The sequence below is a fragment of the Bordetella sp. N genome (genome assembly GCF_001433395.1).
GTDB lineage: Bacteria > Pseudomonadota > Gammaproteobacteria > Burkholderiales > Burkholderiaceae_B > Bordetella_C.
The window spans coordinates 2,909,326-2,933,482 of the sequence record NZ_CP013111.1 but is presented as its reverse complement, the minus strand read 5'-3'; the positions used below and the strand labels follow the sequence as shown (position 1 = coordinate 2,933,482).

The window sequence follows — 24,157 nt, the reverse complement described above, 5'->3', positions numbered from 1 at the left end:
CTGGTGCACCGAAGGGGGCCATTTCAGCGTTTCGGTGGTCTTGCAGTGGCCGTTTCCTCGCGTAGGCAGGACGCGGCCAGTTTGCCTAAGGTTACCAGCGCTTTTTCGATTTCCGGTGACCATGCGTAGCTATAGTTCAGCCGGATGAAGTTATGGTAACCGTCGCCGATGGAAAACATATGACCGGGGCCTACGGTGATGCCCCGGGCCAGCGCCAGGCGGTATAGCCGCATGGCGTCCAGGGGCGGCGGCAGGCGCACCCACAGGACATAGCCGCCGCGCGGATGGGACGTGCGCGTGCCCGCCGGGAAGAAGCGCTGCACCGCGGCCATCATCATGCGCGCCTGCTGCGCCAGCATCTTGCGCATGCGGCGCAGATGGCGTTCGTAGCCGTCATGCTGCAGATACTCGGCGATGGCGCGTTGCGGGATCGATGGCGTCGTCAGCGTATTCAGAAACTTCAGTTTTTCGACCTGGTCGCGGTAGCGTCCCGGCATCGCCCAGCCGATGCGGTAGGCAGGCGCCAGGCTTTTGGAAAAGGACGCGCAGTGCAGCACCAGCCCGCGCCGGTCGTGCATCTTCAGCGAACCGGGATGGGTGGGGCCGTAATGCAGTTCCTGGTAGACATCGCTTTCGATGATGGGCATGTCATGGCGCGTGGCCAGTTCGACCAGGGCCCGCTTGTTCGCGTCAGGCATCTGGCAACCCAACGGGTTCTGGAAATTGGGCATCACCATGCAGGCCGCCACGCGCTGGCGGCCCAGGATGTCGGCAAGCGCGTCCACGTCGATACCCGTTTCGGGGTCGGTGGCGACTTCCAGCGCGCGCATGCCCAGGCGTTCGATCGCATGCAGCATGGCGTAGTAGGTGGGCGATTCCACCGCGATGGTGTCGCCCGGCTTGGCCACGGCCTGCAAACAGAGATTGATCGCTTCGGTGGCGCCCAGAGTGACGATGATTTCGCGGGGATCGACGCGGGCGCCGGTTTCCAGGTAGCGGCGGGCGATCTGGCGTATCAGGTCCGGGTTGCCGGGCGGCAGTTCGTCGGGCACGCCCAGCGCCGGGGACTGGCGGCTGATCGCGTGGGCATGACGGCTAAGGCGCTGGAAGGGAAACAGGCGCGGATCGGGGTAGGGCGAACCCAGCGGCACCGCGCTACCGCTGCCGATGGCGCGCAAGGTGGTCAGCACCAGCCGGCTGACGTCGACGGGCGCGGACGCGGGCTGCGACCGGGACGGCGCCAGGCCGGCATCGGGGACCGGCGTGGTCGCGTCGCGATGGCGCACGAAATAGCCTGATTGGGGGCGCCCTTCGATCAGGCCCTGGCTTTCCAGCAGGGAATAGGCGCGGACCACGGTGGTGACGCTCAGGCCGTGTTGCTGGTGAGTCTGGCGGATCGACGGAAGTTTGTCGCCGGCATGCAGGACACCACTGCCGATCTGATGTTCAAGTTCGGCGGCGAGCTTCTGGTACAGCTTCATGAGCGGGTCACAACGGGCACGATAAGGCGGATCACCCAGGGGGATTGCCGCCAAAGGAATTGACTCAGAGCAATTGATTCAGAGCACAGTTTCAAGATTCTAGGCTCAATTTTCCAACTGTGCTCTTTTTTTGCGCGTGCAGGTGTACACCTTGCGCGCCGGGCGCGCGCGTAATCTTGCCCCATCAGACGTCCGCACGCGATCCCGTATGGCGGCGTCCCCAGGAAATACGCATGGATACCCCGAGCAAGAAGACGCGCATCGAGCCCTACCACCATCCGGCCGCCGGTTGGGGGGCGCTGAAAGCGGTTGCCGTGAACCTGATCAAGGAGAAGGTGTCGGGCGGCAATTACCGCACGTTGCTGCGGCAGAACCAGCCTGACGGTTTCGACTGCCCGGGTTGCGCCTGGCCGGACCGGCAACATGCGTCGACGTTCGAGTTCTGTGAAAACGGCGTCAAGGCGGTGGCGGCGGAAGCGACGACCAAGCGCGTGACGCCGGATTTCTTCGCGCGCCATACGGTCACCGAGCTGATGGCCCAAAGCGAATACGAGCTGGAACAGCATGGCCGCCTGACCGATCCCATGGTCTACGACGCGGCGTCCGATCGCTATGTGCCCATCGCCTGGGAGCAGGCCTTCGAGCTGATTGGCAGCCATCTCAAGCGGCTACCCGATCCCGACCAGGCGTCGTTCTATACCTCGGGCCGGACCGGTAACGAAGCGGCTTTCCTTTATCAATTGATGGTCCGCATGTACGGGACCAACAATTTTCCCGACTGCTCGAATATGTGCCATGAGGCCACCAGCCGTGGCCTGCCCGGCACGGTTGGCATCGGCAAGGGCACGGTGACGCTGGATGATTTCGAGCACGCGGATACCTTGCTGATCTTCGGCCAGAACCCGGCCACCAATCACCCGCGCATGATGGGCGAGCTGCGCGAGTGCGCGCGCCGCGGCGCGACCATCGTGTCCATCAATCCGCTGCGCGAGCGTGGCCTGGAGCGCTTCGCCGATCCGCAGAGCCCGGTCGAGATGCTGACCATGAAAGGCACGCGCATCGCCACGACGTTCGTGCAGCCGCGCCTGGGCGGGGACTTCGCCTTGATCAAGGGCGTGGCCAAGCGGGTGCTTGAACTGGACGACGAAGCGTCGGCAGCGGGCACCGAGCGGGTGCTGGACATCGATTTCATCCTGGCGCACACCGCCGGCTTCGACGCTTTCGCCGCGGATCTGCGGGCGCAGGACTGGGCCCCCCTGGAGCAGGAGTCGGGGCTGACCCGCGACGCGATCGAGAACCTCGCGCGTATCTATGTGGGCGGCAAGCGGGTGATCGCCACCTGGGGCATGGGGCTGACGCAGCACAAGAATTCGGTGGCTGCCGTGCAGATGCTGTCCAATCTGATGATGATGCGGGGCAATATCGGCCGCGAAGGCGCGGGCCTGTGTCCCGTGCGCGGGCACTCCAACGTGCAGGGCAATCGCACGGTGGGCATCGAGGACAAGCCGACCCAGGCCTTTCTCGACCGGCTGGGCCGCGTGTTCGACTTCGAACCGCCACGCGAACATGGTTACGACGTGGTGGAAACCATCGAGGAGATGGAAAAAGGGCACGTCAAGGTGCTGATCGGCCTGGGCGGCAACTTCGCCATGGCCACGCCGGATACGCCGCGGACGTGGGAAGCCTTGCGCCGCTGCGATCTGTCGGTGCATATCACCACCAAGTTGAATCGCAGCCATCTGATACACGGCAAGGAAGCCTTGATCCTGCCTACCTTGGGGCGCACCGAGATCGATATGCGCGGTGGCGTGGCGCAAGGGGTCACCGTGGAAGATTCGATGAGCATGGTGCATATCTCCTACGGCATGAACAAGCCGGCATCGCCCAACCTGATGTCGGAAATGGCCATCGTCGCGCACATGGCGCACGCCACGCTGGGCAGCGGCAAGGTGGATTGGCTCTATTACGCGGATGACTACGCCAGCGTGCGCGATGCCATCGAAGCCGTGTTCGACGGTTTCGAGAATTACAACAAGCGCGTGGCGCAGCCGGGGGGGTTCCATCTGCGCGTGGCCTCGCGCGAGCGCGATTGGAAGACCGCCAGCGGCAAGGCCAATTTCATCGTGGCGCAGATCGAAACGGATACGCCTATCCATCGCGCGCGCCAGCGTTTCGGCGATGAAGTGATGGTGTTGATGACCACGCGTTCGCACGACCAGTACAACACCACGATCTACGCGCTGGACGATCGTTATCGCGGTGTGTTCGGCCAGCGCCGGGTCTTGTTCATCAACCAGGCGGATCTGGCGCGCATGGGCCTGCAGGCCGGTGAGCGAGTCGACCTCTTCACCGTGTGGGACGATGACGTGGAACGTCGCGCCGACGGCTTCCTGCTGGTCGAGTACGACATTCCGCAAGGCTGCCTGGGCGCTTATTATCCCGAGACCAATCCGCTGGTGCCGCTCAACAGCGTCGGCGATGTATCGAATACGCCCACGTCGAAATCCATACCGGTCAGGCTGCGTCGGTCCAGCGCGCATTGACGTCGTCCAGCGGCGTTCTCCGTCTGGATGCTTTTGCCCACGTCGGAATTTGCGGATAGCGGGCCGCGGAGGACGCGCCCACACTGAAGTCCCTTCCATTTCTTTTGGGGACTTTCATGTGGGGACCAGCTCAGACCATAGCTCGGACGCCGGCCGATCGCTTTCCTCCGGGACACGCGCCAAGGTGTCGCTCCGGACCACCTTATCCGCCCGCTTTCACCGCCTTGTTCCTGGCGGTACGAGGTGCGTTTCTCCAACCCTTGCCCGCGGCTTGCGCGCCGGTCTTGCCGGTGCCACGGCGCTCCACGACGTTGCTGGGACGACTCTCGCAGTTGGGCCAGGGCATGACGGAGTATGTCGTCGTCGTGGCCCTGGTGGCGGTCGCTGCCATCGCGGTCTATCAGCTCTTCGGGCAAGTCGTCCGTACCCAGACCGCCGCGATGGCCCGCGAACTGGCGGGCGAGGATGGGACCGAGGCCAGCAAGCGGGCAAGGGCGGCCGCCGCCAAGACCACTGGCCAGCTCAAGGAAAAATCGCTCAAGTCTTTCACCAATAACGCCGCGGCGGGAGGCGGCAAGTGAAAACGCGGGCGCGCGGTTATGCCATTCCGCTGGCGCTGGGCCTCGTGTCAGTCGGGGTCATGGCGCTGGTGGCCTTGCACGACCATGGCAATACCGTGGCTGCCCGCGTGCGCCTGACGCACGCGGCAGACGCGGCCGCATACAGCGGCGCGCTGGTGCAGGCGCGCGCCTTGAATCTGTTGGCGTACATCAATCGCACCCAGGCCGCGCATCAGATCGCATTGGCCCACATCGCCACCCTGGCCAGCTGGGCGCAGTTCGCGCGGAACGAGTCAGCACGCTTTCGCCGTGGCAATCCGCCGGGCATGTTGATCGCCATGTTCTATGGACCGACGCACGCCATGGCCTATGCCAGCGCGGTCCGCATCGATGGCGTGGCGGGGGCGCTGGATCGTTTCGCCGAGGCCCACGCGCGTCACGATGCATTGGTGCACGATGTGTTGTCGCGCGCCGCGCAGGCCGTGCTGCGGGACTTGCCGGATGCGCGGCAACGGACCATGCGCACGGTGTTGCAGGCAAACTATCCGGAGTGGCCCCGCCCCGCCTTGGGCGCCGCCATCCAGCGCGATCGTCTGGCGCTGGCTTTCACCGACGATCATTGGCCGGGATTCGTGCAGCGCTATTCCGGGCGGCGGGACGGGACGTTTCGGCCCCTGGTCTTGCGCGCGACCGACCGCTACGCTTTCCTGGGGCCGCGCAGGGGCCTGGCCATGAATCCCTGGCCGGTCAGCTACCTCTGTCCGACGCTGCGACATCAACTGCGGCGCATGGGCGGCACCTCCCTGACGCGTGAAGGAACGTGGGAGTCCGTCGATACGCAATCGCATCATGCCTTGCGTTCCAACAAGTACATCGGCTGCTACTACAGAGAGTACGCAATGGGCTGGGGCAAGGTGCGCAACCCCGGCAAGCAGGTTGCCGATGAAACCGCGCCGCACGCGCCGGCGGATTTCTCGCGCCAGAGTTTCTGGCGCTGGGTCCAGGAAAACGCCGGTTGGGATCTGTTGAATGGCCACAATAATCCGCTGGCGCACGCCTATGCCCGCCTGCAGCGGCAGCGCTGGCATGGCCGTGGGATGGCGGCTTACGCGGAAGTGCCCTTGCAGCGGGCGGCCCGGCCCGCGGGCTTCGAGATCGTGTTGCGGCAGCCGGCGGTTTTGTTGCCTGCCTTGCAGGCCGGTTTGCAGGCCGGTTCGCAGCGGGATTCGCAGGCAAGTTCGCAGCCGAGTTTGCAGCCAGGCCGGGCCTCAGGCGATCCGGTCATTCCCGCTGTCCATCCGCGCGGGCGCTACGCCTATGCCGGACTGGACGCCGACGAACACGTCACGGTGACCAGCGCGGCGGAGACGTATTTCGTGCGCCCTCAGCCGCGCGACGACGGCCGCGAAGAAATTGCGACCCTGTTCCGTCCTTATTGGCAGGCGCATCTTGTGGCGGTTCGTGGCCAGGGCCGGCAGAGCGCAAGGCGTCCATCAGGCGCGCGCCGGCAACGGCAACGCCGCGACCGTTGCCAGAGCGATTGCGGAGAGGGCTTTCACAACGGCTCCCGCAACGGTATCCGGCACGCAAGGCGTCGTAAGCAACGCGGCTTTGGATTGCTGGAAACCTGGCTGGTCATGGGCCTACTGCTGGCGCTGGCGGCCGGTGGCGCTTTATTGGGTGAATGGCACGGCCTGGGTTTGCGCGCCGCGCATGCCAGCCGCGCGCAGGCCTTTCACGCCGCGCAAGGGGCCAGGGAGCACGCTGGCGGGTCACCCGATGACGTCGACAATGCGGCTGCCATGGATCTGTTTCGAGACACGGCGCTGCCCTCAGTGGCGTCCGGGTTTTCAATGCCGGGCGGCGCTGTCACCGCGGACCTGCGGCGCGATTGGAATATGGCGCACGATGGCTTGCTGGCGGTCCATGCCGGCGCGCATGCCGTCCGGCAAGGCGAGGCGACGGGCGCGGGCGTCCTGCGCCGGCATACGGCGCTGATCAGCGGTGCGGGGCACGCCACCGGCGATCGCGCGGCGCAGGCCCGCATCGCCGGTCACCGGGCGGCCTGGCGCCAAGCGGCGGACCGGACGCGCCGTGCAGGCCGGCGCGTGGCACTGGCCTTGAATCGCATCGATGCGGGGTGGGGGCGTTCAGCGCCCGAATTCGACTGGCTGACGCGGTGGGCTGACCTCGTGCCCGCGGAGCGCTTGCGTGCGGCCCGCCGGACCAGGCAGGCATCCTGGCGTGACGCCTACGCCAGGGCGGGGGAATGACATGAAGCCATCGTTCACTGTGGCCTTGGCAGCAGGAATGTCGATCGCGACGGGCTCAGCGTGGGCAGCGCCGCCGCCTTCATTGCCGCCGTTGCCTCCCTTGCCTCCTGGGGGACGTTACGTGTCGACCGGCGACGAGTTGCAGGTGCAAGGACAGACAATGACCGGATGGCTGTTCGAGGCGCCGGGCGACGTACGTGAAATCGCGAAATGGCTTTCCAGGCACAAACCGGTACTGCGCGATCTGCTGGTGGCGCCCGGGCTGGTGATCCTGTCGGGCAATGATGGGGCATCGCATTGGGCGGCACGCATGAGGGACAACGGTGACGGCTGGACGCACGGCACCTTGTCCCGTCTATCGCTGGAGCGCACCGCGCCATCGCCGACGGCGGTGCCGTGGCAACCCGACGGCGCCCGGCTGCATTTCGATGTCCGCTGGCGTGAAGCGCGGCTGAGCGGCAGCCAGCAGGTCTGGTCGCATGGCACCCCGCCCGCTGAACTGCGCGTGCGCCTGCGGGCGACGCTGCAAGGCGATGGCTGGCAGGCCGGCGACCCCGATGCGGCTCTGCCCGCGCGTTGGGTCAAGGCAGCTACGCACCTCTCCATTGTCGTCGTCGAGCAAGGCGGCGGCAGCGGCATCGTCACCGTGCTGGACTGGCTGGAGTAAGCGATCATGGCGTACTTAATGCCGGAACAGCGCTGGGCGATGATCACCATCGCCGTGATGACGGGCATGGCATCGGCCTGGGCGGCCCGCCATCACATCCAGGGCCGTATCGCGCAGATCGAAGCCGAGCTGCGCGTGCCCACGGTGCCGCGGGTGGTGGCCGCCGTCGATCTTGACGCCGGCCTGGTGATCCAGGATGGCCATCTGGCCGTACGGGAGATACCGCAGACCTGGGCCGTCAGCGGCAGCGTGCCGCCGGAGTACGCGGACGGCATCAGCGGCAGCGTGTTGACCCATGGCCTGCGTGCCGGCGAACCGCTGCTCGCGGCGCATCTGGCCAGCGCCGGGCCGCAGGCGTTGTCGCGCCGGGTGGCGACGGGGCGGCGTGCCATCACGATACCGGTGGACGACATCAATTCCTTGTCAGGCATGCTGCAGGCGGGTGACCTGCTGGATCTGTACGTGTCCTTCGAACACCAACGCCGCCGTATTACCGCGCCTTTGCTGCAGGGCGTGCGCGTGCTGGCCACGGGTCGCCAGGCGGGGCGGGAAGGGGAGGCGCTGGGCCAGCAGGCCGGCGGCGCTGACGGCGCGGCGTTCTCGACCATCACGCTGGATGCAGGGCCCGAGGATGCCGTGAAACTCGTGGCCGCGCGGCAGGACGGCACCATTACCGCCATTCTTCGACATCACCGCGATGAACAGGCGACCACCGTCGCCGCGCGTGGCGATCTTGCCGGCTTGCTTGGCGTGGAGGTGGAGCGGCCCGCGCCAGTCGTGGCCATTCTGTATGGCGATCAGATGGGCGGCGACGGCACGGACGATGAGGACAAGGCGCGGGCAGCGCCGGCGGGCCTGTTCGACGCGCCGCTGCCCCAAGGCCTGGTCAGCCGGACGCACCCCGATCCGCATTCCAAGACACAAACTGCCACTGGAGGCCGGCCATGAGATTCCCAAGCCTGCGGCTTGCGATCTTCTGCATCGCAGGAGGCATCAGCCTTAGCGCTGTCGGCGAAGGCGTCCAGGCCCCGGCGGCCGAGCGCACGCAGACCCTCACCATGCTCGTCGGCGATACGCGCGTGTTGTCGCATAAAGGTGTCAGCCGGGTGGCGGTAGGTGACGGGCGCGTGCTCCAGGCCCTGGCGGCGGATGGCCGCGACGTCATCGTGTTCGCCAGGACGGCGGGCGAGTCCGCGCTGCATATCTGGGCGGCAGGCCGGCGCACCGCCTATCGGTTACGTGTTCTGCCCGCCGGTACGCACAGCGCCCGCGCGGAAATCGACACCTTGCTCGCGCGCATTCCCGGCGCGCGCGCGGTCGCGGTGGGTGAGCACGTCGTGATCGAGGGCAACGACCTGAGCGACGCCGATCAGGCGCGGGTGGCGGCGTTGGCGGAACGCTACCCGCAGGTGCTCGACTTTACCGGCAAGGTCGGCTGGGACCGCATGGTCCAGCTGGATGTGCAAGTGGTCGAACTGCCACGGGGACGCTTGTCCGAGCTGGGCATGCGCTGGGATAGCGTCACCGAAGGCGGTTTGTACACGGGCTTAAGCCTGGATGCCGTGTCGAGCAGCAGGCTGCAGGACCGGCCGGGCAGCGCGCCCCTCGCCACGCCTTTGCGCGCCGCGCCCATGGCTGGGTATCTGGGGCTGAACGCCGTGTTGGGCGCACGCCTGAACCTGTTGGCCCAGTCCGGCGACGCCGTGGTCCTGGCCCAGCCCCGGCTGTTGGCGCGCAGCGGCGCGACGGCGGAGTTCCTGGCGGGCGGTGAGGTTCCCTACGCCACGACAGGCCGCGACGGGCAGGCGAAGACGATATTCAAGCCCTATGGCGTGTCACTGCGGGTCACGCCCTCCATCGCCGCCAGCGGCGCCGTGCGCTCCCGCATCGAAGTCGAAGCCAGTTCGGTGGACGCTACGCTGTTGTCGGCAGCGGGGCCGGCGCTGAAAACCCGCCGGGCCGTCACCGAGTTCAACGTGCGTTCCGGCCACACCTTGGTCATCGGCGGCTTCCTGTCCCGCCGCAAAGTGCGCGCGAAGTCGGGCTTGCCGGTGCTGAGCGACCTGCCCTGGATCGGCGGTCTGTTCGGCAGCCGCCGTGACGAACTGCAGGAAACGGAGCTGGCCATCTTCGTCACGCCGACGGTGGTGGCGCGCCACGATCCGTCCATGCGGGAGACGGTCAGGCGCGGCCAGGCCTTGCTGCGGGAGGCATTCGATACCGTGCCCCGCTTGCTGGCGCCCGCCAGCGCCGCCGCTGCCGCGGCGACACATTGGGACCCCTATGGCGGCCAGGGCTCCCAATGGGCCACGGACAAGGACACGGAAACCGACACGGAAACCGACGCGGCCCTGGCCGACTTGCCTTGAGGATGCCATGCTGGAACTGGACTTGCATTTCGATGATGGCGCGAATCGCCTGGTGCGGCTGGCTCCGCCGGTCTTGCTGGGCCGTGGCGCCCACTGCGACGTACGTTTGCGGCACTGGCGCGTGGGCCGTGAGCACGCGCGCCTGTCGGTAGTGGCGATGGGGATCATGATCGACGACCTGGGTTCGCTGGCGGGCACTTTGGTCAACGGTCAACGGATAGCCCAGCACGGTCCGCTGGGACCCACGGACGAGATCCTGGTGGGACCCTGCCTGATCCGTGTGCGCCTGCTCGGCCAGCCGGTCGTGCAAGGCGAGCCTTCGCCCTCCGAGGGCGGCGCGGTCGTCCGCCTGGTGCCCGTCATGGGACGGGCGCTGGACGATGCCGGCAGCCAGGACGAAGAGGACCACGCGCCCGATCACGTGGCGACCGACATGCTGCCGCACCGCCGCCGCCTGCATGCGGCCCTGCTGGACGCGCTCGATCTGCGCCGCCGGGACGTCGCCAGGATGAGCGACGCGATGCTGCGCAGCGAAGCGCAACGCCTGTTGGAAGACCTGGTGCGTGACGACACCCGCCTGCCGCCGCAGGCCGACCGGCGGGCCTTGCTGCGCCAGGTGCTGGATGAAGCGGTGGGACTGGGTCCGCTGTCGCCTTTGCTGGAAGATCCCGCGATCAGTGAAATCATGGTCAACCGTCACGATGAGATCTATATCGAAAGCCAGGGCCGCCTGCTGCGCCACGGCGCCGTCTTCAGCAGCGAGCAGGCGGTGCTGGGCGTGATCGAAAGAATCGTCGCGCCGATCGGCCGGCGTATCGACGAAAGCGCGCCCATGGTGGATGCCCGTCTGCCCGATGGTTCGCGGGTCAATGCGGTGGTGGCGCCCATCGCCCTGAAAGGCGCCTGCCTGACCATACGCAAGTTTCCACGCCACGCCTTGACGATGGACGACCTGCAACGGATCGGGTCGCTGGACGATGCGATGACGGCGTTCCTGTCCCAATGCGTGCGCGAGAAAGTGAACCTGCTGGTGGCGGGCGGCACCGGCTCCGGCAAGACCACCCTGTTAAACATCCTGTCGAATGCCATTCCCGATGATGAGCGCATCGTGACCATCGAGGATGCCGCCGAGCTGCGCCTGCATCACGCCCACCTGGTCAGCCTGGAGGCCCGCCCCGCCAACCAGGAAGGGCGCGGACGCGTCGAGATCCGCGACCTGGTGCGCAATGCGTTGCGCATGCGTCCGGACCGTATCGTCGTCGGTGAGTGCCGCGGCGCCGAAGCCTTCGACATGCTGGCGGCGATGAATACCGGCCACGAAGGGTCGATGACCACGCTGCACGCCAACAGTCCCCGCGACGCCCTGGCGCGCCTGGAAATCATGATCCTGATGGCGGGCATGGACCTGCCGCTGGCGGCGGTGCGCGAACACATCGCCTCCAGCATCCACATCATCGTGCAGCAGGCGCGGCTGGTGGATGGGCGCCGCGTAATCACTTCCATCACGGAGATCACGGGCATGGAAAGCGGCTGCATCCAGACACAGGAGATCTTCCAGTTCGACCGCAGCGGGCCGGGCTATTTCCAGGGCTGCGCGCTGGCGCCGCGCGTGGTGGACCGCTGGCGCGAAGAAGGCCGCGCGCCGCAGGCCTGCCTGTTCGATCGTCGCAACGCCCGGCCGCCGCTGGTGCCGGGCCAGAGGCTGGCGTCATGACGTGGCTCATCGCGGCAGGCGCGGCGCTGTCGGCCATGCTGGCATGCAGCCTGAGCTACGGCTGGTTCGCCGCGGCGCTCACGCGCTATCGGCGGATATACACCGACGAGGCCGGCCTGCGGCTCAGCGAAGTATTCCTGTTCGTCGACGCGCGCCAGCTGTGGACCGCCAACGTCCTGTTGTGCGTGATGTCCGCGGGGCTGCTCTATGCCCTGACCGGCAGCGTGGTACTGGCCCTGGCGGGCGGGATCGCCCCCATCCGCGCGACCCATCTGCTTATCGGCCGCCTGCGCAGGCAGCGTCATGCGCGCTTCGATGCGCAACTGCCGGACACCTTGCAGGCCCTGGCCGGCGGCCTGCGCGCCGGCGCCAGCGTGCCTGCCGCCTTGCGCCATATCGTCGAACAGTCGGCGCCGCCACTGGCGCAGGAGTTCGGCCTGATGTTGCGCGAGCAGCGGCTGGGCCTGTCCTTCGATGCCGCCCTCGGCAATCTGCAGGCACGCCTGCCGTCTGAAGCGACGGGACTGCTGGTGTCGGCGCTGCGCGTCGCTTCGCATAGCGGCGGCAACCTGGCCGAAACCCTGGAGCGTATCGGCGCCATGTTGCGGGCCAGGCAGCAGCTGCGTGCGCGCGTCCAGACCCTGACGGCGCAAGGCCGCCTGCAAGCCTGGGTGGTCGGACTGCTGGCGCCGGGGATGGCCGTGATCCTGGCCTGCCTGGACCCCGCGTCCATGCAGCCGCTGTGGCACACGGCGCTCGGCTGGTCCGTCCTGGCGGTCGTGGCGGTGCTCGAAGTCGTGGGCGTGTGGTGGATACGGCGCATCGTGGATATCGATATCTGAAGGAGGATGCCATGACTCGACCTTCACGGAGGACCGCATGCTGCTGATTGCCGCGCTGCTGGCCGCGGTGTGTGTCGCTTGCCTGGCGCTGCTGGCGCGCGGCTGGCTGGTGTTGCTGTGGGGGAGGGAGGCTGAGCGCCCGCCGCTGCCGCCGCTATGGCGTGCCGTCTGGCCCTGGCTGGACCGGGTCGCGCGTGGAGGTTGGCTATATCTGTCCTGGCGCAGCCGGAGCCGCTTGCGCAAGGTGCTGGAGCGCACGGGGCTGCATCGCCTGCTGACGCCCGCGCACGTGGCCGCGGCCCGCCATCTGAGCGCGGCCGCCATAAGCGTGTGTGCGTTGTTGCTGGCCGACTTCTGGCTGGCGGCGGCGTCCGTTTCAGGGGCCGCGCGCGGGTGGACCGTGGCCGGCGCCGGTCTGCTGGGGGCCACCCTGGGCGCCTGGTTGCCGACCCGCGCCTTGCGGGTCCGCGCCAGCGACCGCGCGCGTCATATGGAAAAGGAATTGCCTTTCCTGCTCGACATGACCACCTTGTGCGTCGAAGCCGGCCTGAATCTGCAGGGGGCCTTGCAGCAGGCCGTGGAGTATGGGCCGGCGGGTCCGCTGCGCGATGAATTGCAAAGGGCCCTGGGCGACATGCGTGCCGGCATGGGGCGGCTGGACACCATGCGCGCGTGGGCCTTGCGCACGGACATCCACGGCGTGCGTATCCTGGTCGCCGCGCTGGCGCAGGCCGACAGCCTCGGCATGAGCCTGGGGCCGATCCTGCGCACGCAGGCGCAACAGCGGCGCGAGGAGCGATTCCAGCGCGCCGAGCGCCTGGCGATGCGGGCACCCGTGAAGATGCTGCTGCCGCTGCTGGCATGCATCTTTCCCTGCACCTTCGTCGTGCTGGGCTTTCCTATCTTCGTGCAATTGCGGGACGCGCTGCAATGAGGCAAGCACCAGGGCGTTTGCGCTTGTGGCCCCTGCGGCGCTGGTGCGCCCGCCTGCGCGGCCTGGCCGGACGGCCGCCGCCGCGCCGGGCACTGGGGGTGTGGATCTACCCGTGCCGGGCGGTGCATACGCTGGGCATGCGCTATCCGCTGGACCTGTTTTTCCTTGACCGCGCCAATCGGGTGATCAAGGTCGTGGCGGGCCTGCCACCGCGCCGGCTGGCCTTATGCCTCCGTGCGCTCTCCGTCGTCGAACTGCAGGCTGGCGTTATTGATATTGAAGACGGAGGTATAGGCCGGGTAGAAGCTGCTGTAAAGCACGCCGCCCGCCACGATATTGACGGGAATCTGCAGGATGCCGACCATTTGCTTCGGTAAGCCCAGGGCAACCAGCAGGTCGGAGCAATAGCTGATGGCCAGAAAAGCCGCCACCCACGTCAAGCCGTAGACCAGGAAGGCCCACTTGTTGCGCCAGCAGGCGATGCCCGAAAAGAACAGCGACTGGCCCAGGCGCACCCCATGCCAGGCAACCAGCACCGGCGCGTGCCAGAACATGGCCGCGATGATGACGTACAGCGTCGCGAACACCAGCAAGGGCCCGCGCACCGCCATCAGGAAAGGGGTCAGGTCCTGCGTCACGGATGCCGCTCGTATGCCGTCGGTCAGCGCGCTGGCGAAGGGCATGAAAGCGAGGAGGCCCGCCAGCAGGCACAGGACGGCATAGCTCAGGCCCATGATCATGAGCTTCTTGAACACGCCCGGCTTCAGCAAGGGCTTGAGCCACATCGACGGCAGCATGGTGCGGTCCGCCTCGATGTGCTTGCAGGCCGACAACGTCACCAGCGTCACCACCGGCATCAGGGCGACAAAAAACAAGGGGCCCACGGGCGGGGTGTAGGTCGCGAACAGGACCATCAGGCTGATGAACAGCGCCCATGCGAACAAGGGTAGCGGTTGTCGCATGAACAGGCGGAACCCGTCACGGGCCCAATGCCAGCCTGCGGTCGCGGGAAGGGATGCTGCTTGCATGTGTCTTACTTACGCTGCCAGAAGATATACGTAGCTTAATTATGGGGCCACGCCGCTGATGGGCAAGGCCTCGGGAGCAACGCGGTGGCGCAACTGCAACACTCTTTCGAAGTGGCGCGGGTCGTGCGGTTTGAGGGTCTGGGCCGGGCGGGGCAGATAGAAATCAAAAAGACGCGACAGCCAGAAGCGCACGGCGGCGGCGCGCAGCATGGTGGGCCAGAGCTGGCGCTCTTCATCGGTGAAGGGCCGGACTTCCGCGTAGGCCTGCAACCAGGCTCGCGCCAGTTCCGGCACGATGGCGCCGCTGGCGCGGTCGATGCACCAGTCGTTGACGCTGACCGCCACGTCGAACAGCCAGCTTTCGCAACCGGCGAAGTAAAAATCGATGAAACCGCCCATGCGGGGCGCCTCGAACGTGCCGGTGAACAGCACGTTGTCGCGGAACAGGTCGCAGTGGGACGGCCCGACCGGCAGGGCCTGCCAGGCCGGTGTTGTCGACAATTGCTGTAGTTCGTCCAGGGTCTGGGTAAGCAGGGTGTCCTGCTCCGCGTCCAGGAAGGGACGGACCGTAGGCGCCGTCTGCAGTTGCCAGGGCAGGCCGCGCAGATTGGGCTGGCGCATGGAAAAGTCGCGCGACGCCAGGTGCGCGCGCGCCAGGGTGGCGCCTGTCAGGCGGCAGTGTTCGACGCCGGGGGCGGGCTCATAGCCGCCGTCCAGCCGGCTGACGATGGAGCAGGGCTTGCCGTGCAGGCGGGTCATGCGCGTGCCGTCATGCCGCGTCTGCGGCTGCGGCACCGGTACGCCACGCTCGGCCAGCAGGTGCATCAGTTCTATGTAGAACGGCAACTGCTCGTAGGTGAGCACCTCGAAAATCGTCAGCACGTATTCCCCGCCAGTGGTGGTGAGGAAGTAATTCGTGTTTTCGATGCCTGCCGTAATGCCGCGCAGCGATACCAATTCGCCCAGGTCGTAGCCCTGCAAAAGGTCGCGGGCGTCGTTGTCGGTTACGGTCGTGAATACAGCCATCGGATCAGGTATGAGGGTGAGGAAACGCCCATGGTGGCAGGGCAGGCGGCGCAATTTTAGACTACCGCGCACCCTCGTCGACCCGGGCGCCGGCCCAGGCCGTAAAATACACCCATATTTTTACTGGATGATTTCCTGTGTCTGCTCCCGACTGGCGGCTGTGCGTTGCTCCGATGATCGATGTCACGGATAGGCATTGCCGCTATTTCCACCGACTGCTGGCGCCGCGGGCGCGCCTCTATACCGAGATGATCACCACCGGTGCTTTGCTGCACGGGGACGTGTCGCGTCATCTGGATTTTGACGAAACCGAGCATCCGGTGGCCCTGCAGCTGGGCGGCAGCGAACCGGAAGCTTTGGCCCAGGCCGCCCGCCTGGGGCGTCAATGGGGCTACGACGAAATCAATCTGAATTGCGGCTGTCCGTCCGAACGGGTTCAGCGCGGGGCGTTTGGCGCCTGCCTGATGGCCGAGCCGGATCTGGTGGCCGATTGCATGAAGGCCATGCAGGACGCCGTGGATGTGCCGGTGACCGTCAAGCACCGGCTGGGCCTGGATTATGACGAGTCGTATGGTTTTACGCGGGATTTCGTCGGCAAGCTCTATGACATCGGCTGCCGGGTGTTCATCGTGCACGCCCGCAATGCGGTGCTCAAGGGCCTGTCGCCCAAGGACAACCGCCAGATTCCGCCGCTGCGCTATGACGACGCCCTGCGCCTGAAACAGGACTTCCCCGACTGCACCATCGTGCTGAACGGCGGCCTGGACCAGGCCCAGCCTTCCCTGGAGGCGCTGGACGGCTTCGACGGCGTGATGCTGGGCCGCGCGGCCTGGCACACCCCGCGCGTGCTTTCGGAAATCTCGCACCAGCTGTGGCCGTCACTGCCCCTGCCGGGCGATGCCCAGGTGGTGGACGCGATGACCCGCTACGCCGCCAGCCAGGTCGCCAAGGGCGTGCCCCTGCGCATCCTGGTGCGGCCGCTGCTGGGGCTGGTCAATGGCCAATCCGGCGCGCGCCGCTGGCGCCGCATCCTGTCCGACGCGGCGCGTCTGCGCGACGAAGATCCCGGCCTGATCTACGAAGCCTGGCGCACCCTGCACGATCCGCGCCAGCGCGGCGGCATGGCGACGGAAACCGTCGAGGACGACGAGCAGGATTTTCAGGCTTTGGGCGCGGCCGCGTTTTCTTCGTCCATGGGCCAGTCGCGTATATAGGCCTTCAGCATATTGTTTTCGAATTGCTGGGCCGCCACGATGGCCTGGGCCATGTCGTAGAAGGAGATCACGCCCATCAGCATCGGGCCGTCCATGACGGGGATGTAGCGGGCGTGCCGTTCGAGCATCAGGCGCTGGACTTCGTCCGCGCTGGTGTTGGGCGTGACGCTGACAGGCGCGTCGTCCATGATGCTGCGGATGGTGGCATTGCCCACATTGCCGCCGCTGGCATGCACATGGCGCATGATTTCACGGAAGGTGAGCATGCCACAGAGCTGGCCGGATTCCATGATGACCACGGAGCCGATGTCCTGCTCGGCCATGATTTCGACCGCGCGCGCCACCGGCGTGTCGGGCGTGGCGGTAAAGAGCGTATCGCCCTTGACGCGCAGGATTTCACTGACTTTCAACATGATGAGTTCCTCCTAGGGCGAACCCGGGATTATTTCTTGAGTGCTTCGATTCTGAGGATGTCCGCCGACTCCGTGCCCGTATTTTGCGCTTCCTGCATGAGTTCTTCCAGCGTGGGCGCGGCATGGCCTTGCAGGGCGGCCAGGGCGATGGCATAGGCTTCGGGGTATTCCTTGAGGCGTGGCTGACCCCGATCGAGCAGGAAACGGTCGATCACGGCGTCCAGGCGGGTGCGCTGCGGGTCGCAGGACAGGATCCATTGCTGTTCCTGGGTGCGCGTGACCATGCCGAGATCGCTCAAGGTTTCCAGCACGGAATTCAGCTCGTCCTGGTGCAGATGCAGGTCGGACGCCAGATCGCTGGTGCCGCGGCCTGCCGGTGTCTGGCCCAGCGCGGCGTGGAGCGCGCGCAGCACGGCGATGGCGTCGATGAAGGTGGCGCCCGGTTCGCGGTTGACTTCCCAGCGCCCCAGTCGCAACAACGGCAGGCTGGCGGCGACGGTGGCGCCGAACAGGATGGCCAGCCACGACAGATAGATCCACAGCAGGAAGATCGGCAGGGTGGCGAAGGCCCCGTAGATCACTGTGTAGGTGGGAAAGCGGGTCAGGTAGAAGGCGAAGGCCGCCTTCATGATTTCCAGCACGATGGCGGTACCGATGCCGCCCGCCAGCGCATCGCGCCAGTAGACCCGGCGGTTCGGCACCACGAAGAACAGGGCGGCGAAACCCAGGCCGGTGACGGCCAGCGGCAGCACCGATACCGTCAGGCCGATCAGGTTGGGCACGTCCTTGACCAGGCCCATGGATTCCCGCGCCAGGAACGAGGTGGCCCACAGGCTGGCGCCCGCCACCACGGGGCCCAGGGTCACGGCCGCCCAGTAGATCAGCGCGCGCTGGGCCAGCGGCCGCTGGCGCGTGACGTGCCAGATATCGTTGAAGGTCTTGTCGATCATCATGATGAGCATGATCGACGTCACTACCAGGATCGCGCCCCCGATCGCCGTGAGCCGCGAGGCCTGACGGGCGAACTGGTTGAGGTAGTTCATGATGTTGTCCGACACCGCCGGCGGCATCAGGCTGGTCGACAGGAAGTTTTCCAGCGCGATGCGGAATTCCTGAAAGACCGGGAAGGCGGTGAACAAGGACAGCACCACCGTCAGCATGGGGACGATGGCCAGGACGGTGGTGAAGGTCAGGCTGGACGCGACCTGAAGCAACTCTGCTTCGGCGGTGCGGCGCCCGGCGAAACGCAAAAGTTTGACCGTGCGACCTGTCCAGGAGGTTCGCTGTGGCGGCGCTGCGGGCCCTGCCGGCGTTGCGGCAGCCGACTGTACTGGCGAATTCATCAGGCGATAATAGCAGTATGAATGGTCCTCAACTCAACTCCTGGCTGCGCGGCATTGCGACAGTTGCGCTGGTAGCCCTGCTGGTCCTGTGCGTCCTTTGGGAAACCGTCCTGTCGCCGTTGCGTCCGGGCGGCTCCTGGATGTTGCTCAAAGCCTTGCCCCTGGCGGTGCCCCTTGGGGGCATCGTGCGGGGCAACCTCTATACCTATCAGTGGGCCAGCATGCTGTCGCTGCTATATGTAATGGAAGGGGCGACCCGGGTCATGTCCGACGTGGCGCCCGTGTCGGCGGCGCTGGCGGGCCTGGAGCTTGCGCTGGCCCTGGTGTTTTTCATCAGCGCCATCATGTATGTGTACCCGGCCAAGCGGGCCGCGCGGCGGCGCAAGCTGGCCAGCCGCGCCTGAATTCCGCGCTTGCGCCTTCCTGTCTCAACCCTGACCGGCTCCGATCATGTCCCTGGCTACCTCCCTGGACGAACTGTCCCTGAGCAATTCCTTCGCGGCCCTGCCGCCGGATTTCTATACCCGTCTGCAGCCCCGCGGCCTCACCGCCCCCCGCCTGCTGCACGCCAACGAGGACGCGGCGGCCCTGTTGGGGCTGGATCCCAAGGTGCTGGGGAGTGACGCCTTCTTGCGCGTTTTCGCCGGTGTGGATCCGCTGCCCGGCGGCGATCCGCTGGCGGCCGTGTATAGCGGGCACCAGTTCGGTGTCTGGGCGGGCCAGCTGGGTGATGGCCGTGCCCACCTGCTCGGCGAGGTGGCCGGGCCGGACGGCCCCTGGGAGTTGCAGCTCAAGGGCGCCGGCCTGACGCCTTATTCCCGCATGGGCGACGGCCGGGCCGTATTGCGATCGTCGGTGCGCGAATACCTGGCCAGCGAGGCCATGCATGGCCTGGGTATCCCGACCACCCGCGCTTTGGCCCTGGTCGTGTCCGATGACCCCGTGGTCCGCGAGACGGTGGAAACCGCCGCCATCGTCACCCGCATGGCGCCCAGCTTCGTGCGCTTCGGTTCATTCGAGCATTGGGCGTCGCGGCGGCAGCCGGAGCAGTTGCGCCAATTGGCCGACTATGTGATCGACGGCTTTTACCCCGCTTGCCGGACGGCGGGCGAGGGCGGCGCCCCGTATCTGGCGCTGTTGCGCGAAGTCATCGGCCGTACCGCGCGCCTGATGGCGCAATGGCAGTGCGTGGGCTTTTGTCATGGCGTGATGAATACCGACAATATGTCGATATTGGGCCTGACCCTGGATTATGGGCCGTACGGTTTCATGGATGCCTTCCGGCTCGACCATATCTGCAATCATTCCGACAACCAGGGCCGCTACGCTTGGAATCGGCAGCCTTCCGTCGCCTTGTGGAATCTGTATCGCCTGGGCGGCGCGTTGAATGTTTTGATTAATGACGTCGATGCGGTCAAAGCCGAACTGGAAGCCTATGAAGCCGAGTTCACTTCGGCATTCCATAACGGAATGGCGGCCAAACTGGGGATCGCCCCGTGGCGCCCGGATGACGAGGCGCTGCTCGACGAACTGTTGAAACTGATGCACGACCAGCGCGCGGATTTCACCCTGACCTTCCGGTATTTGAGTGACGCCTTGCGCGGCCAATCCCAGCCTTTTTTGGATTTATACATGGATCGGGACGGCGCGAAGGTCTGGTTGGACAAGTGGGCGGCTCGGCAGGATGCGATGGGCGGTGACAGGGCAAGCAGAGCGGATGGAATGGATCAGGTTAATCCGCTCTACGTGTTACGAAATCACCTGGCTGAAAATGCAATTCGTGCCGCCAAGCAGGGCGATGCTTCAGTTATTATCGAACTCTTGCGGATCCTTAAGAATCCTTTCCTTAAATATCCAAACGCTGAAACATATGCCAGCCTGCCCCCGGACTGGGCTAGTGATTTGGAGGTAAGTTGTTCGTCGTGAAAATGACGCACACTTGTCGAAAGTATTCTGCGAGTCATCCGGAAGGCGGCATCCTTTATTGCAATGTATTCGCTTTTGGTGCATTCTCCGCACTACGGGAAGGATTTGTAAATAAGAGATAAAAAGACTCATATTTTCGATCTTTTGTCCGGCTTTTCGCATTGTTGCCAGGGCCGTTGCAGGGTACTGGCGTTGAGGGGTCACGCATTTTTTCGCCCGAAAAAACCTCCTGCGTGACTGGGCGCAATTCCCGAAGGAATATGTATCGTGCAAACGCAAGCCGCAGACGGGGTCCTGTGTATCGGTCTGTTAGAGGATGATGCGGATTTTCGTGAAGAGTTGGTGCTGGGACTCGGTGGTTACGGGTTCCGGGTCTCTTTCGCATGCGGGAATTCGGCAGACTTCTATCGGCAGATGGAAAGCCAGCCTTGCGACGTCGTCATCCTTGATGCGAACGTGCAGGGCGGCGAGGACGGTTTTTCCGTAGCCACGCGCCTGCGTGCGCTGCATCCGGTCGGCATCGTCATGCTGACGGGCCGGGCTGCCCTGGAAGATCGCGTGCGCGGTCTGGAAGGCGGCGCCGATATCTATATGACCAAGCCGGTCGATCTGCTTGAGTTGAGCTCGGTCATCCGCAGCCTGGCGCGACGCATGCGCCTGTCGCGCAGCCCCGCGCAGGCGCCGGGCGCCGATCGCGGCGTGGCGCAAGCCTGGTCTTTGCAGGACGGCGGCTGGATACTCGTGTCGCCGGAAGGCGTGTCGCTGCATCTGAGCTCGCAGGAACGCCTGTTCCTCAATGCCTTGATCGAGGCCAGCGGCAATGTGGTCAGCCGGCAGGCGCTGTCGGAACTGTTCAACCCGGCCAACCCCAGCGATTTCGAGCTGCGTCGTATCGACGTGCTGGTCAGCCGCTTGCGCGCCAAGGCGCAATCCAGCGGCATGAAGCTGCCCGTGCTGTCCGTGCGTGGCCAGGGCTACGTGTTCGCGGCTTGAGTGCGCTTGACGTCCTGTAAGCGCTAGCTCCACACCCCCGAGGTACTCGGGGCGTGCAACGCTCTCAGCTTTCCTGCCGCGTCGGCAGCGCCATCGTGAAGCGCGCGCCGTGCCCCGGCTCGCTTTCCACCGTCAGGCGTCCGCCCTGGCGTTCGCAGATCTTGCGCACCAGATGCAGGCCTAGCCCCAGACCCTTGGTTTCCCGGTGGGCGGCGCGGCGGAAGTGCGGATCGAAAATCTTCTCCTGTACGTCTTTCTCGATGCCCGGGCCGCGGTCGGTCACGGTGATCGTGGCCATGGCGCCGTCGGCAGCGGCGCGCACTTCGATTTCTATGGGCTGGTTGGCCGGCGAATATTTGATGGCGTTGTGGATAAGATTGCGCAGCACCACGCCGCTCAACGGGCCGTCGCACCAGGCCTCGACGGGTGTGGGCGCAAGGACTTCCAGCTTGTGGGCGGCTTCCCCGCGCAAGCTGGCGGCGATGGCGCGCGCCAGTTCGCCGAGTTCGACGCGGCTGCGTTCCGGCGCCATGGCATCGTCTTCCAATGACGTCTGGCTCAGCAACTGATCCATCAGTTCGTTGATGCGGCCCACCGCGCGGCTGATGCGTTCAAGGCGACGGTCGACTTCCTCGCCGCTGCCGGCCAGCACCATCTCCAGGGATTGGGTCGCCATGCTGATGGTGGACACCGGCGCGCGCATCTCGTGCGACATCAGGGAGTGCATCTGGCGCTGGCGCTCCAGGGCATCGGCCAGCGCCGACAGGCGTTTTTCGATCAGCGCGTAGCCGTCGTCGGCGGGGGCGGAGGGCGGCCTCCCGGGCGGCTTGGCTTCCCCGGCGACGGACCGAGCTTCAACGGTGGCGGTGGCAGCGTGCCCGGCGGCATGCTGGCCGGAGGCCATGAGCACGAAGCCCATGGCCAGGACCAGGGTCAGCAAGGCGCCGGCATAGGCCGCCACGATATTGCCGCTCAGCAGCAAGGCAATGGCCAGCGCGGCCAGTACGGTGCTGCCACCGCTGGCGGCCGAGCGCCGGCGCGTCCAGGCGGCGCCGCTGACCAGCAGGACGAGGACGGCGGCGCCGAGCGCGCAGTAGGCGCCGGTGGTGGCGAAGGAGAAAGTATTCAGGAGATTCTGCACGATGGGACAGGCCTGATGAGTGGACGACCGTGGGTCGGATCTGGCGGCGCTGCTAGATCGCCGCGACGTCGCTGTGAACGGGGGTGATGTGCAATTCGTGCAGAAGCGCCGCGGTTTTCTCGTCCGGCACGTCTTCGGCGTAGGCGTCGATCTTCAGCTGCCGCGCGGTTTCGCTCACGGACCCCGCCAGATGGAGGCTGCCTGGGCTTTGCGCCAGGCCGCTGACGAAATCGCCGCCCACTTTGACGTAGAAGATGGGCAACTGATGCAGGCGCGTCATGGCGGCGAAGTCCTGCGACAGGCGGCGAATGCCGATCCGCGCGCCGGCGTCGGTGGCGACCTCGCAAAGCGTGCGCGCCACGCTGTAGTTTTCGGCCAGGCCATGGGCGTCGATTTCCAGCACCAGGCGCACCGTCTGCGTGGGGCGGTCGCGCAGCAATTGCCCCAGGCGGGGCAGGAAATTCGGCTGAGCCAGGGACGCCAGAGACAGGCGGATGGCCAACTGGCCGGCGTGGGACACCAGCCAGTCCAGGCCCAAACGCACCGCCTGGATGTCGCATTCCGCGCTCAGGCCCAGGCGAATCGCGGCGGGCATGAAGCGCGCCGCGGTGATGGGGGCGGGGGTTTCGGCATCGTGCAGGATCAGCGTTGCCTCGTTGCGCAGCAAGGCGTCGTCAGGGCCGCGCAGGCCGCGTACATCGAGCGAGAAGCGATGCTGGTCGAGGCCGGCGATGAGGGTGTCGCGCCATTGATGCTCGCCGCCATTGTCGCTGCGCGGTTCGTGATTGGCGTGTTCGATGGCATCGTTGTCGCTGCTTTCGGCACGCATCAGGGCATGGTCCAGACGGGCCAGCAGGTCGCTGGCCTGGTCGTCGGCGCCGTAGGGGGTAAGCGCCAGGGCCCAGCGGCACCAGCGCTGCTCGCCCAGCGCCAGGCGCAGCGCGCGCAATTCCAGGCGCAGTTTGTCACCGGCAACGCCGGCTTGGGCCGGCGTCGTGGCCGGCAGCAGCAAGGCGAAATCCGAACCGTTCAGGCGGGCCAGCAGGTAAGGGGGCGCGTGGCGCCGGCCCAGCAACTGGTCGAGCCGATGCGCCAGCGAGCGCAGCCACTGGTCGGCGTTGTCGCGCGGCATGCGCCGATTGATCTCGATCAGGTCGCGCTGGCGGAACATCAAGACGTGGCCTGGGCCTTCCGAGCCGGCCTGGCTCAGCGCGCGGCGCAGTTCATTGTGGAAGTAGCGGCGATTGGGCAGCCGCGTGACGGGGTCGAGATTGAGTTCCAATTGCATGGACTCGATACGCGCGGTGTTCTCCGCCGCCGTCGCGCGAAACATTTCGCGGGCCTGCGCCAGGGCGTCATTCACCTCCGCCAGTTCACTCACGGCCGGCAGTGCGCCGGGTGCCGTGTCAACACCGCCGAGGGTGCGCAGCCGGCGGCTTAATTCGGCCAGCAGGCGCCGGTCCAGCCAGCGCCACAAGGCGACGGCACTGGCCGCCCAACAGACGCCGCTCGCGGCTACCGTCAGCGCAAGGACGATGCGGGCGGGACCGTTGGCCTCCACGAGGATGCCGAGCGCCTGGGAACCTATCAGCAGCAGGGCAGTGAGGGCCGCGATGCCAAGCAGGGTGGTGCGCAGTATGGACATGGATCTGGGGTATGTACTCGAAGTCGTCTTGCATGCCTGCCTGGA

20 protein-coding genes and 1 pseudogene are annotated in these 24,157 nt (G+C 66.2%); 14 read left to right on the top strand and 7 right to left on the bottom strand.

From position 1 onward, the window contains the following. Window positions 1–23 precede the first annotated feature (23 nt). A complete protein-coding gene (locus ASB57_RS12485) occupies window positions 24–1,481 on the bottom strand; it encodes a PLP-dependent aminotransferase family protein (protein WP_057652526.1) in 1,458 nt (485 codons plus the stop codon). Window positions 1,482–1,714: 233 nt separating this feature from the next. Between ASB57_RS12485 and ASB57_RS12480 the strand changes: the two genes are divergently transcribed. The 10 genes and pseudogenes from ASB57_RS12480 to ASB57_RS31870 all read left to right on the top strand — a co-directional run. After that, window positions 1,715–4,024, top strand: a complete 2,310-nt coding sequence (locus ASB57_RS12480) for an FdhF/YdeP family oxidoreductase (RefSeq protein WP_057652525.1) — start codon at window positions 1,715–1,717, stop codon at window positions 4,022–4,024. Between the two features lie 344 nt (window positions 4,025–4,368). Next, the gene (locus ASB57_RS12475; protein WP_197425114.1) at window positions 4,369–4,605 is read left to right on the top strand and encodes a hypothetical protein; all 237 of its coding nucleotides are present in this window, start codon (window positions 4,369–4,371) and stop codon (window positions 4,603–4,605) included. Beyond that, window positions 4,602–6,857, top strand: coding sequence for a pilus assembly protein TadG-related protein (locus ASB57_RS12470; protein WP_057652524.1), 2,256 nt, complete (start codon window positions 4,602–4,604; stop codon window positions 6,855–6,857). The genes ASB57_RS12475 and ASB57_RS12470 overlap by 4 nt, the downstream gene beginning before the upstream one ends. A gap of 160 nt (window positions 6,858–7,017) precedes the next feature. Next, entirely contained in the window at window positions 7,018–7,524 is a 507-nt protein-coding gene (locus tag ASB57_RS12465; RefSeq protein WP_057652523.1) for a hypothetical protein, read from the top strand. Between the two features lie 6 nt (window positions 7,525–7,530). Further along, on the top strand, window positions 7,531–8,472 hold the full coding sequence (gene cpaB / locus ASB57_RS12460) for a Flp pilus assembly protein CpaB (protein ID WP_082621572.1): 942 nt from the start codon (window positions 7,531–7,533) through the stop codon (window positions 8,470–8,472). Continuing rightward, window positions 8,469–9,893, top strand: coding sequence for a type II and III secretion system protein family protein (locus tag ASB57_RS12455; protein ID WP_082621571.1), 1,425 nt, complete (start codon window positions 8,469–8,471; stop codon window positions 9,891–9,893). Before cpaB ends, ASB57_RS12455 begins: the two co-directional genes overlap by 4 nt. Window positions 9,894–9,900: 7 nt before the next feature. Further along, complete coding sequence (locus ASB57_RS12450; protein WP_057652521.1) at window positions 9,901–11,607, top strand: ATPase, T2SS/T4P/T4SS family; 1,707 nt, start codon at window positions 9,901–9,903, stop codon at window positions 11,605–11,607. Continuing rightward, window positions 11,604–12,449, top strand: a complete 846-nt coding sequence (locus tag ASB57_RS12445; protein WP_057652520.1) for a type II secretion system F family protein — start codon at window positions 11,604–11,606, stop codon at window positions 12,447–12,449. The genes ASB57_RS12450 and ASB57_RS12445 overlap by 4 nt, the downstream gene beginning before the upstream one ends. A gap of 37 nt (window positions 12,450–12,486) precedes the next feature. After that, window positions 12,487–13,383 (top strand): type II secretion system F family protein, encoded by an 897-nt coding sequence (locus tag ASB57_RS12440; protein ID WP_057652519.1) that lies wholly within the window; start codon window positions 12,487–12,489, stop codon window positions 13,381–13,383. Beyond that, a pseudogene (locus ASB57_RS31870) lies at window positions 13,311–13,598 on the top strand (hypothetical protein); the annotation flags it as partial. The gene ASB57_RS12440 and the pseudogene ASB57_RS31870, both read left to right, overlap by 73 nt. A 9-nt stretch (window positions 13,599–13,607) precedes the next feature. Here ASB57_RS31870 and ASB57_RS12435 read toward each other — a convergent pair. Both ASB57_RS12435 and ASB57_RS12430 read right to left on the bottom strand, forming a co-directional pair. Continuing rightward, window positions 13,608–14,411 carry a BPSS1780 family membrane protein gene (locus ASB57_RS12435; RefSeq protein WP_057652518.1) on the bottom strand — a complete coding sequence of 268 codons (804 nt, stop codon included), beginning with the start codon at window positions 14,409–14,411 and terminating at the stop codon, window positions 13,608–13,610. 39 nt (window positions 14,412–14,450) lie between these two features. Then, window positions 14,451–15,437: a homoserine kinase gene (locus tag ASB57_RS12430; protein ID WP_057652517.1), complete on the bottom strand. Its 987-nt coding sequence runs from the start codon at window positions 15,435–15,437 to the stop codon at window positions 14,451–14,453. Window positions 15,438–15,574: 137 nt separating this feature from the next. On the opposite strand from ASB57_RS12430, the gene dusA reads away from it, so the two are divergent. Beyond that, the gene (gene dusA, locus ASB57_RS12425) at window positions 15,575–16,651 is read left to right on the top strand and encodes a tRNA dihydrouridine(20/20a) synthase DusA (protein WP_082621569.1); all 1,077 of its coding nucleotides are present in this window, start codon (window positions 15,575–15,577) and stop codon (window positions 16,649–16,651) included. Here the strand turns inward: dusA and ASB57_RS12420 are convergent. Next, a complete protein-coding gene (locus ASB57_RS12420) occupies window positions 16,597–17,064 on the bottom strand; it encodes a CBS domain-containing protein (protein ID WP_057652516.1) in 468 nt (155 codons plus the stop codon). The two genes, dusA and ASB57_RS12420, sit on opposite strands and share 55 nt — an antisense overlap. A gap of 29 nt (window positions 17,065–17,093) precedes the next feature. Continuing rightward, the gene (locus tag ASB57_RS12415) at window positions 17,094–18,407 is read right to left on the bottom strand and encodes a YihY family inner membrane protein (protein WP_057652515.1); all 1,314 of its coding nucleotides are present in this window, start codon (window positions 18,405–18,407) and stop codon (window positions 17,094–17,096) included. A 17-nt stretch (window positions 18,408–18,424) separates the two neighbouring features. Here ASB57_RS12415 and ASB57_RS12410 point away from each other — a divergent pair, with 17 nt between their 5' ends. The 3 genes from ASB57_RS12410 to ASB57_RS12400 all read left to right on the top strand — a co-directional run bounded on the left by ASB57_RS12410 (window position 18,425) and on the right by ASB57_RS12400 (window position 21,326). Then, on the top strand, window positions 18,425–18,811 hold the full coding sequence (locus tag ASB57_RS12410) for a DUF2069 domain-containing protein (RefSeq protein ID WP_057652514.1): 387 nt from the start codon (window positions 18,425–18,427) through the stop codon (window positions 18,809–18,811). A 46-nt stretch (window positions 18,812–18,857) separates the two neighbouring features. Beyond that, window positions 18,858–20,333, top strand: a complete 1,476-nt coding sequence (locus ASB57_RS12405; protein WP_057652513.1) for a YdiU family protein — start codon at window positions 18,858–18,860, stop codon at window positions 20,331–20,333. Window positions 20,334–20,600: 267 nt separating this feature from the next. Then, entirely contained in the window at window positions 20,601–21,326 is a 726-nt protein-coding gene (locus ASB57_RS12400) for a response regulator transcription factor (protein ID WP_057652512.1), read from the top strand. 64 nt (window positions 21,327–21,390) lie between these two features. Here ASB57_RS12400 and ASB57_RS12395 read toward each other — a convergent pair whose 3' ends face one another. Together ASB57_RS12395 and ASB57_RS12390 are read right to left on the bottom strand one after the other, a co-directional pair. Further along, window positions 21,391–22,467: a sensor histidine kinase KdpD gene (locus ASB57_RS12395; RefSeq protein ID WP_057652511.1), complete on the bottom strand. Its 1,077-nt coding sequence runs from the start codon at window positions 22,465–22,467 to the stop codon at window positions 21,391–21,393. Window positions 22,468–22,519: 52 nt separating this feature from the next. After that, window positions 22,520–24,112, bottom strand: coding sequence for an EAL domain-containing protein (locus tag ASB57_RS12390; protein WP_057652510.1), 1,593 nt, complete (start codon window positions 24,110–24,112; stop codon window positions 22,520–22,522). Window positions 24,113–24,157: the final 45 nt, after the last annotated feature.

Excerpts from the sequence above, each read along its gene's own strand:
- ASB57_RS12450 (WP_057652521.1), top strand. The coding sequence starts at position 9,901 with ATGCTGGAACTGGACTTGCATTTCGATGATGGCGCGAATCGCCTGGTG.
- ASB57_RS12410 (WP_057652514.1), top strand. The coding sequence starts at position 18,425 with ATGAATGGTCCTCAACTCAACTCCTGGCTGCGCGGCATTGCGACAGTT.
- ASB57_RS12430 (WP_057652517.1), bottom strand. The coding sequence starts at position 15,437 with ATGGCTGTATTCACGACCGTAACCGACAACGACGCCCGCGACCTTTTG.
- ASB57_RS12445 (WP_057652520.1), top strand. The coding sequence starts at position 11,604 with ATGACGTGGCTCATCGCGGCAGGCGCGGCGCTGTCGGCCATGCTGGCA.
- ASB57_RS12420 (WP_057652516.1), bottom strand. The coding sequence starts at position 17,064 with ATGTTGAAAGTCAGTGAAATCCTGCGCGTCAAGGGCGATACGCTCTTT.
- ASB57_RS12435 (WP_057652518.1), bottom strand. The coding sequence starts at position 14,411 with ATGCAAGCAGCATCCCTTCCCGCGACCGCAGGCTGGCATTGGGCCCGT.
- ASB57_RS12475 (WP_197425114.1), top strand. The coding sequence starts at position 4,369 with ATGACGGAGTATGTCGTCGTCGTGGCCCTGGTGGCGGTCGCTGCCATC.
- ASB57_RS12455 (WP_082621571.1), top strand. The coding sequence starts at position 8,469 with ATGAGATTCCCAAGCCTGCGGCTTGCGATCTTCTGCATCGCAGGAGGC.
- ASB57_RS12390 (WP_057652510.1), bottom strand. The coding sequence starts at position 24,112 with ATGTCCATACTGCGCACCACCCTGCTTGGCATCGCGGCCCTCACTGCC.
- ASB57_RS12480 (WP_057652525.1), top strand. The coding sequence starts at position 1,715 with ATGGATACCCCGAGCAAGAAGACGCGCATCGAGCCCTACCACCATCCG.
- ASB57_RS12405 (WP_057652513.1), top strand. The coding sequence starts at position 18,858 with ATGTCCCTGGCTACCTCCCTGGACGAACTGTCCCTGAGCAATTCCTTC.
- cpaB (WP_082621572.1), top strand. The coding sequence starts at position 7,531 with ATGGCGTACTTAATGCCGGAACAGCGCTGGGCGATGATCACCATCGCC.
- ASB57_RS12415 (WP_057652515.1), bottom strand. The coding sequence starts at position 18,407 with ATGAATTCGCCAGTACAGTCGGCTGCCGCAACGCCGGCAGGGCCCGCA.
- ASB57_RS12465 (WP_057652523.1), top strand. The coding sequence starts at position 7,018 with ATGACCGGATGGCTGTTCGAGGCGCCGGGCGACGTACGTGAAATCGCG.
- ASB57_RS12485 (WP_057652526.1), bottom strand. The coding sequence starts at position 1,481 with ATGAAGCTGTACCAGAAGCTCGCCGCCGAACTTGAACATCAGATCGGC.
- ASB57_RS12440 (WP_057652519.1), top strand. The coding sequence starts at position 12,487 with ATGCTGCTGATTGCCGCGCTGCTGGCCGCGGTGTGTGTCGCTTGCCTG.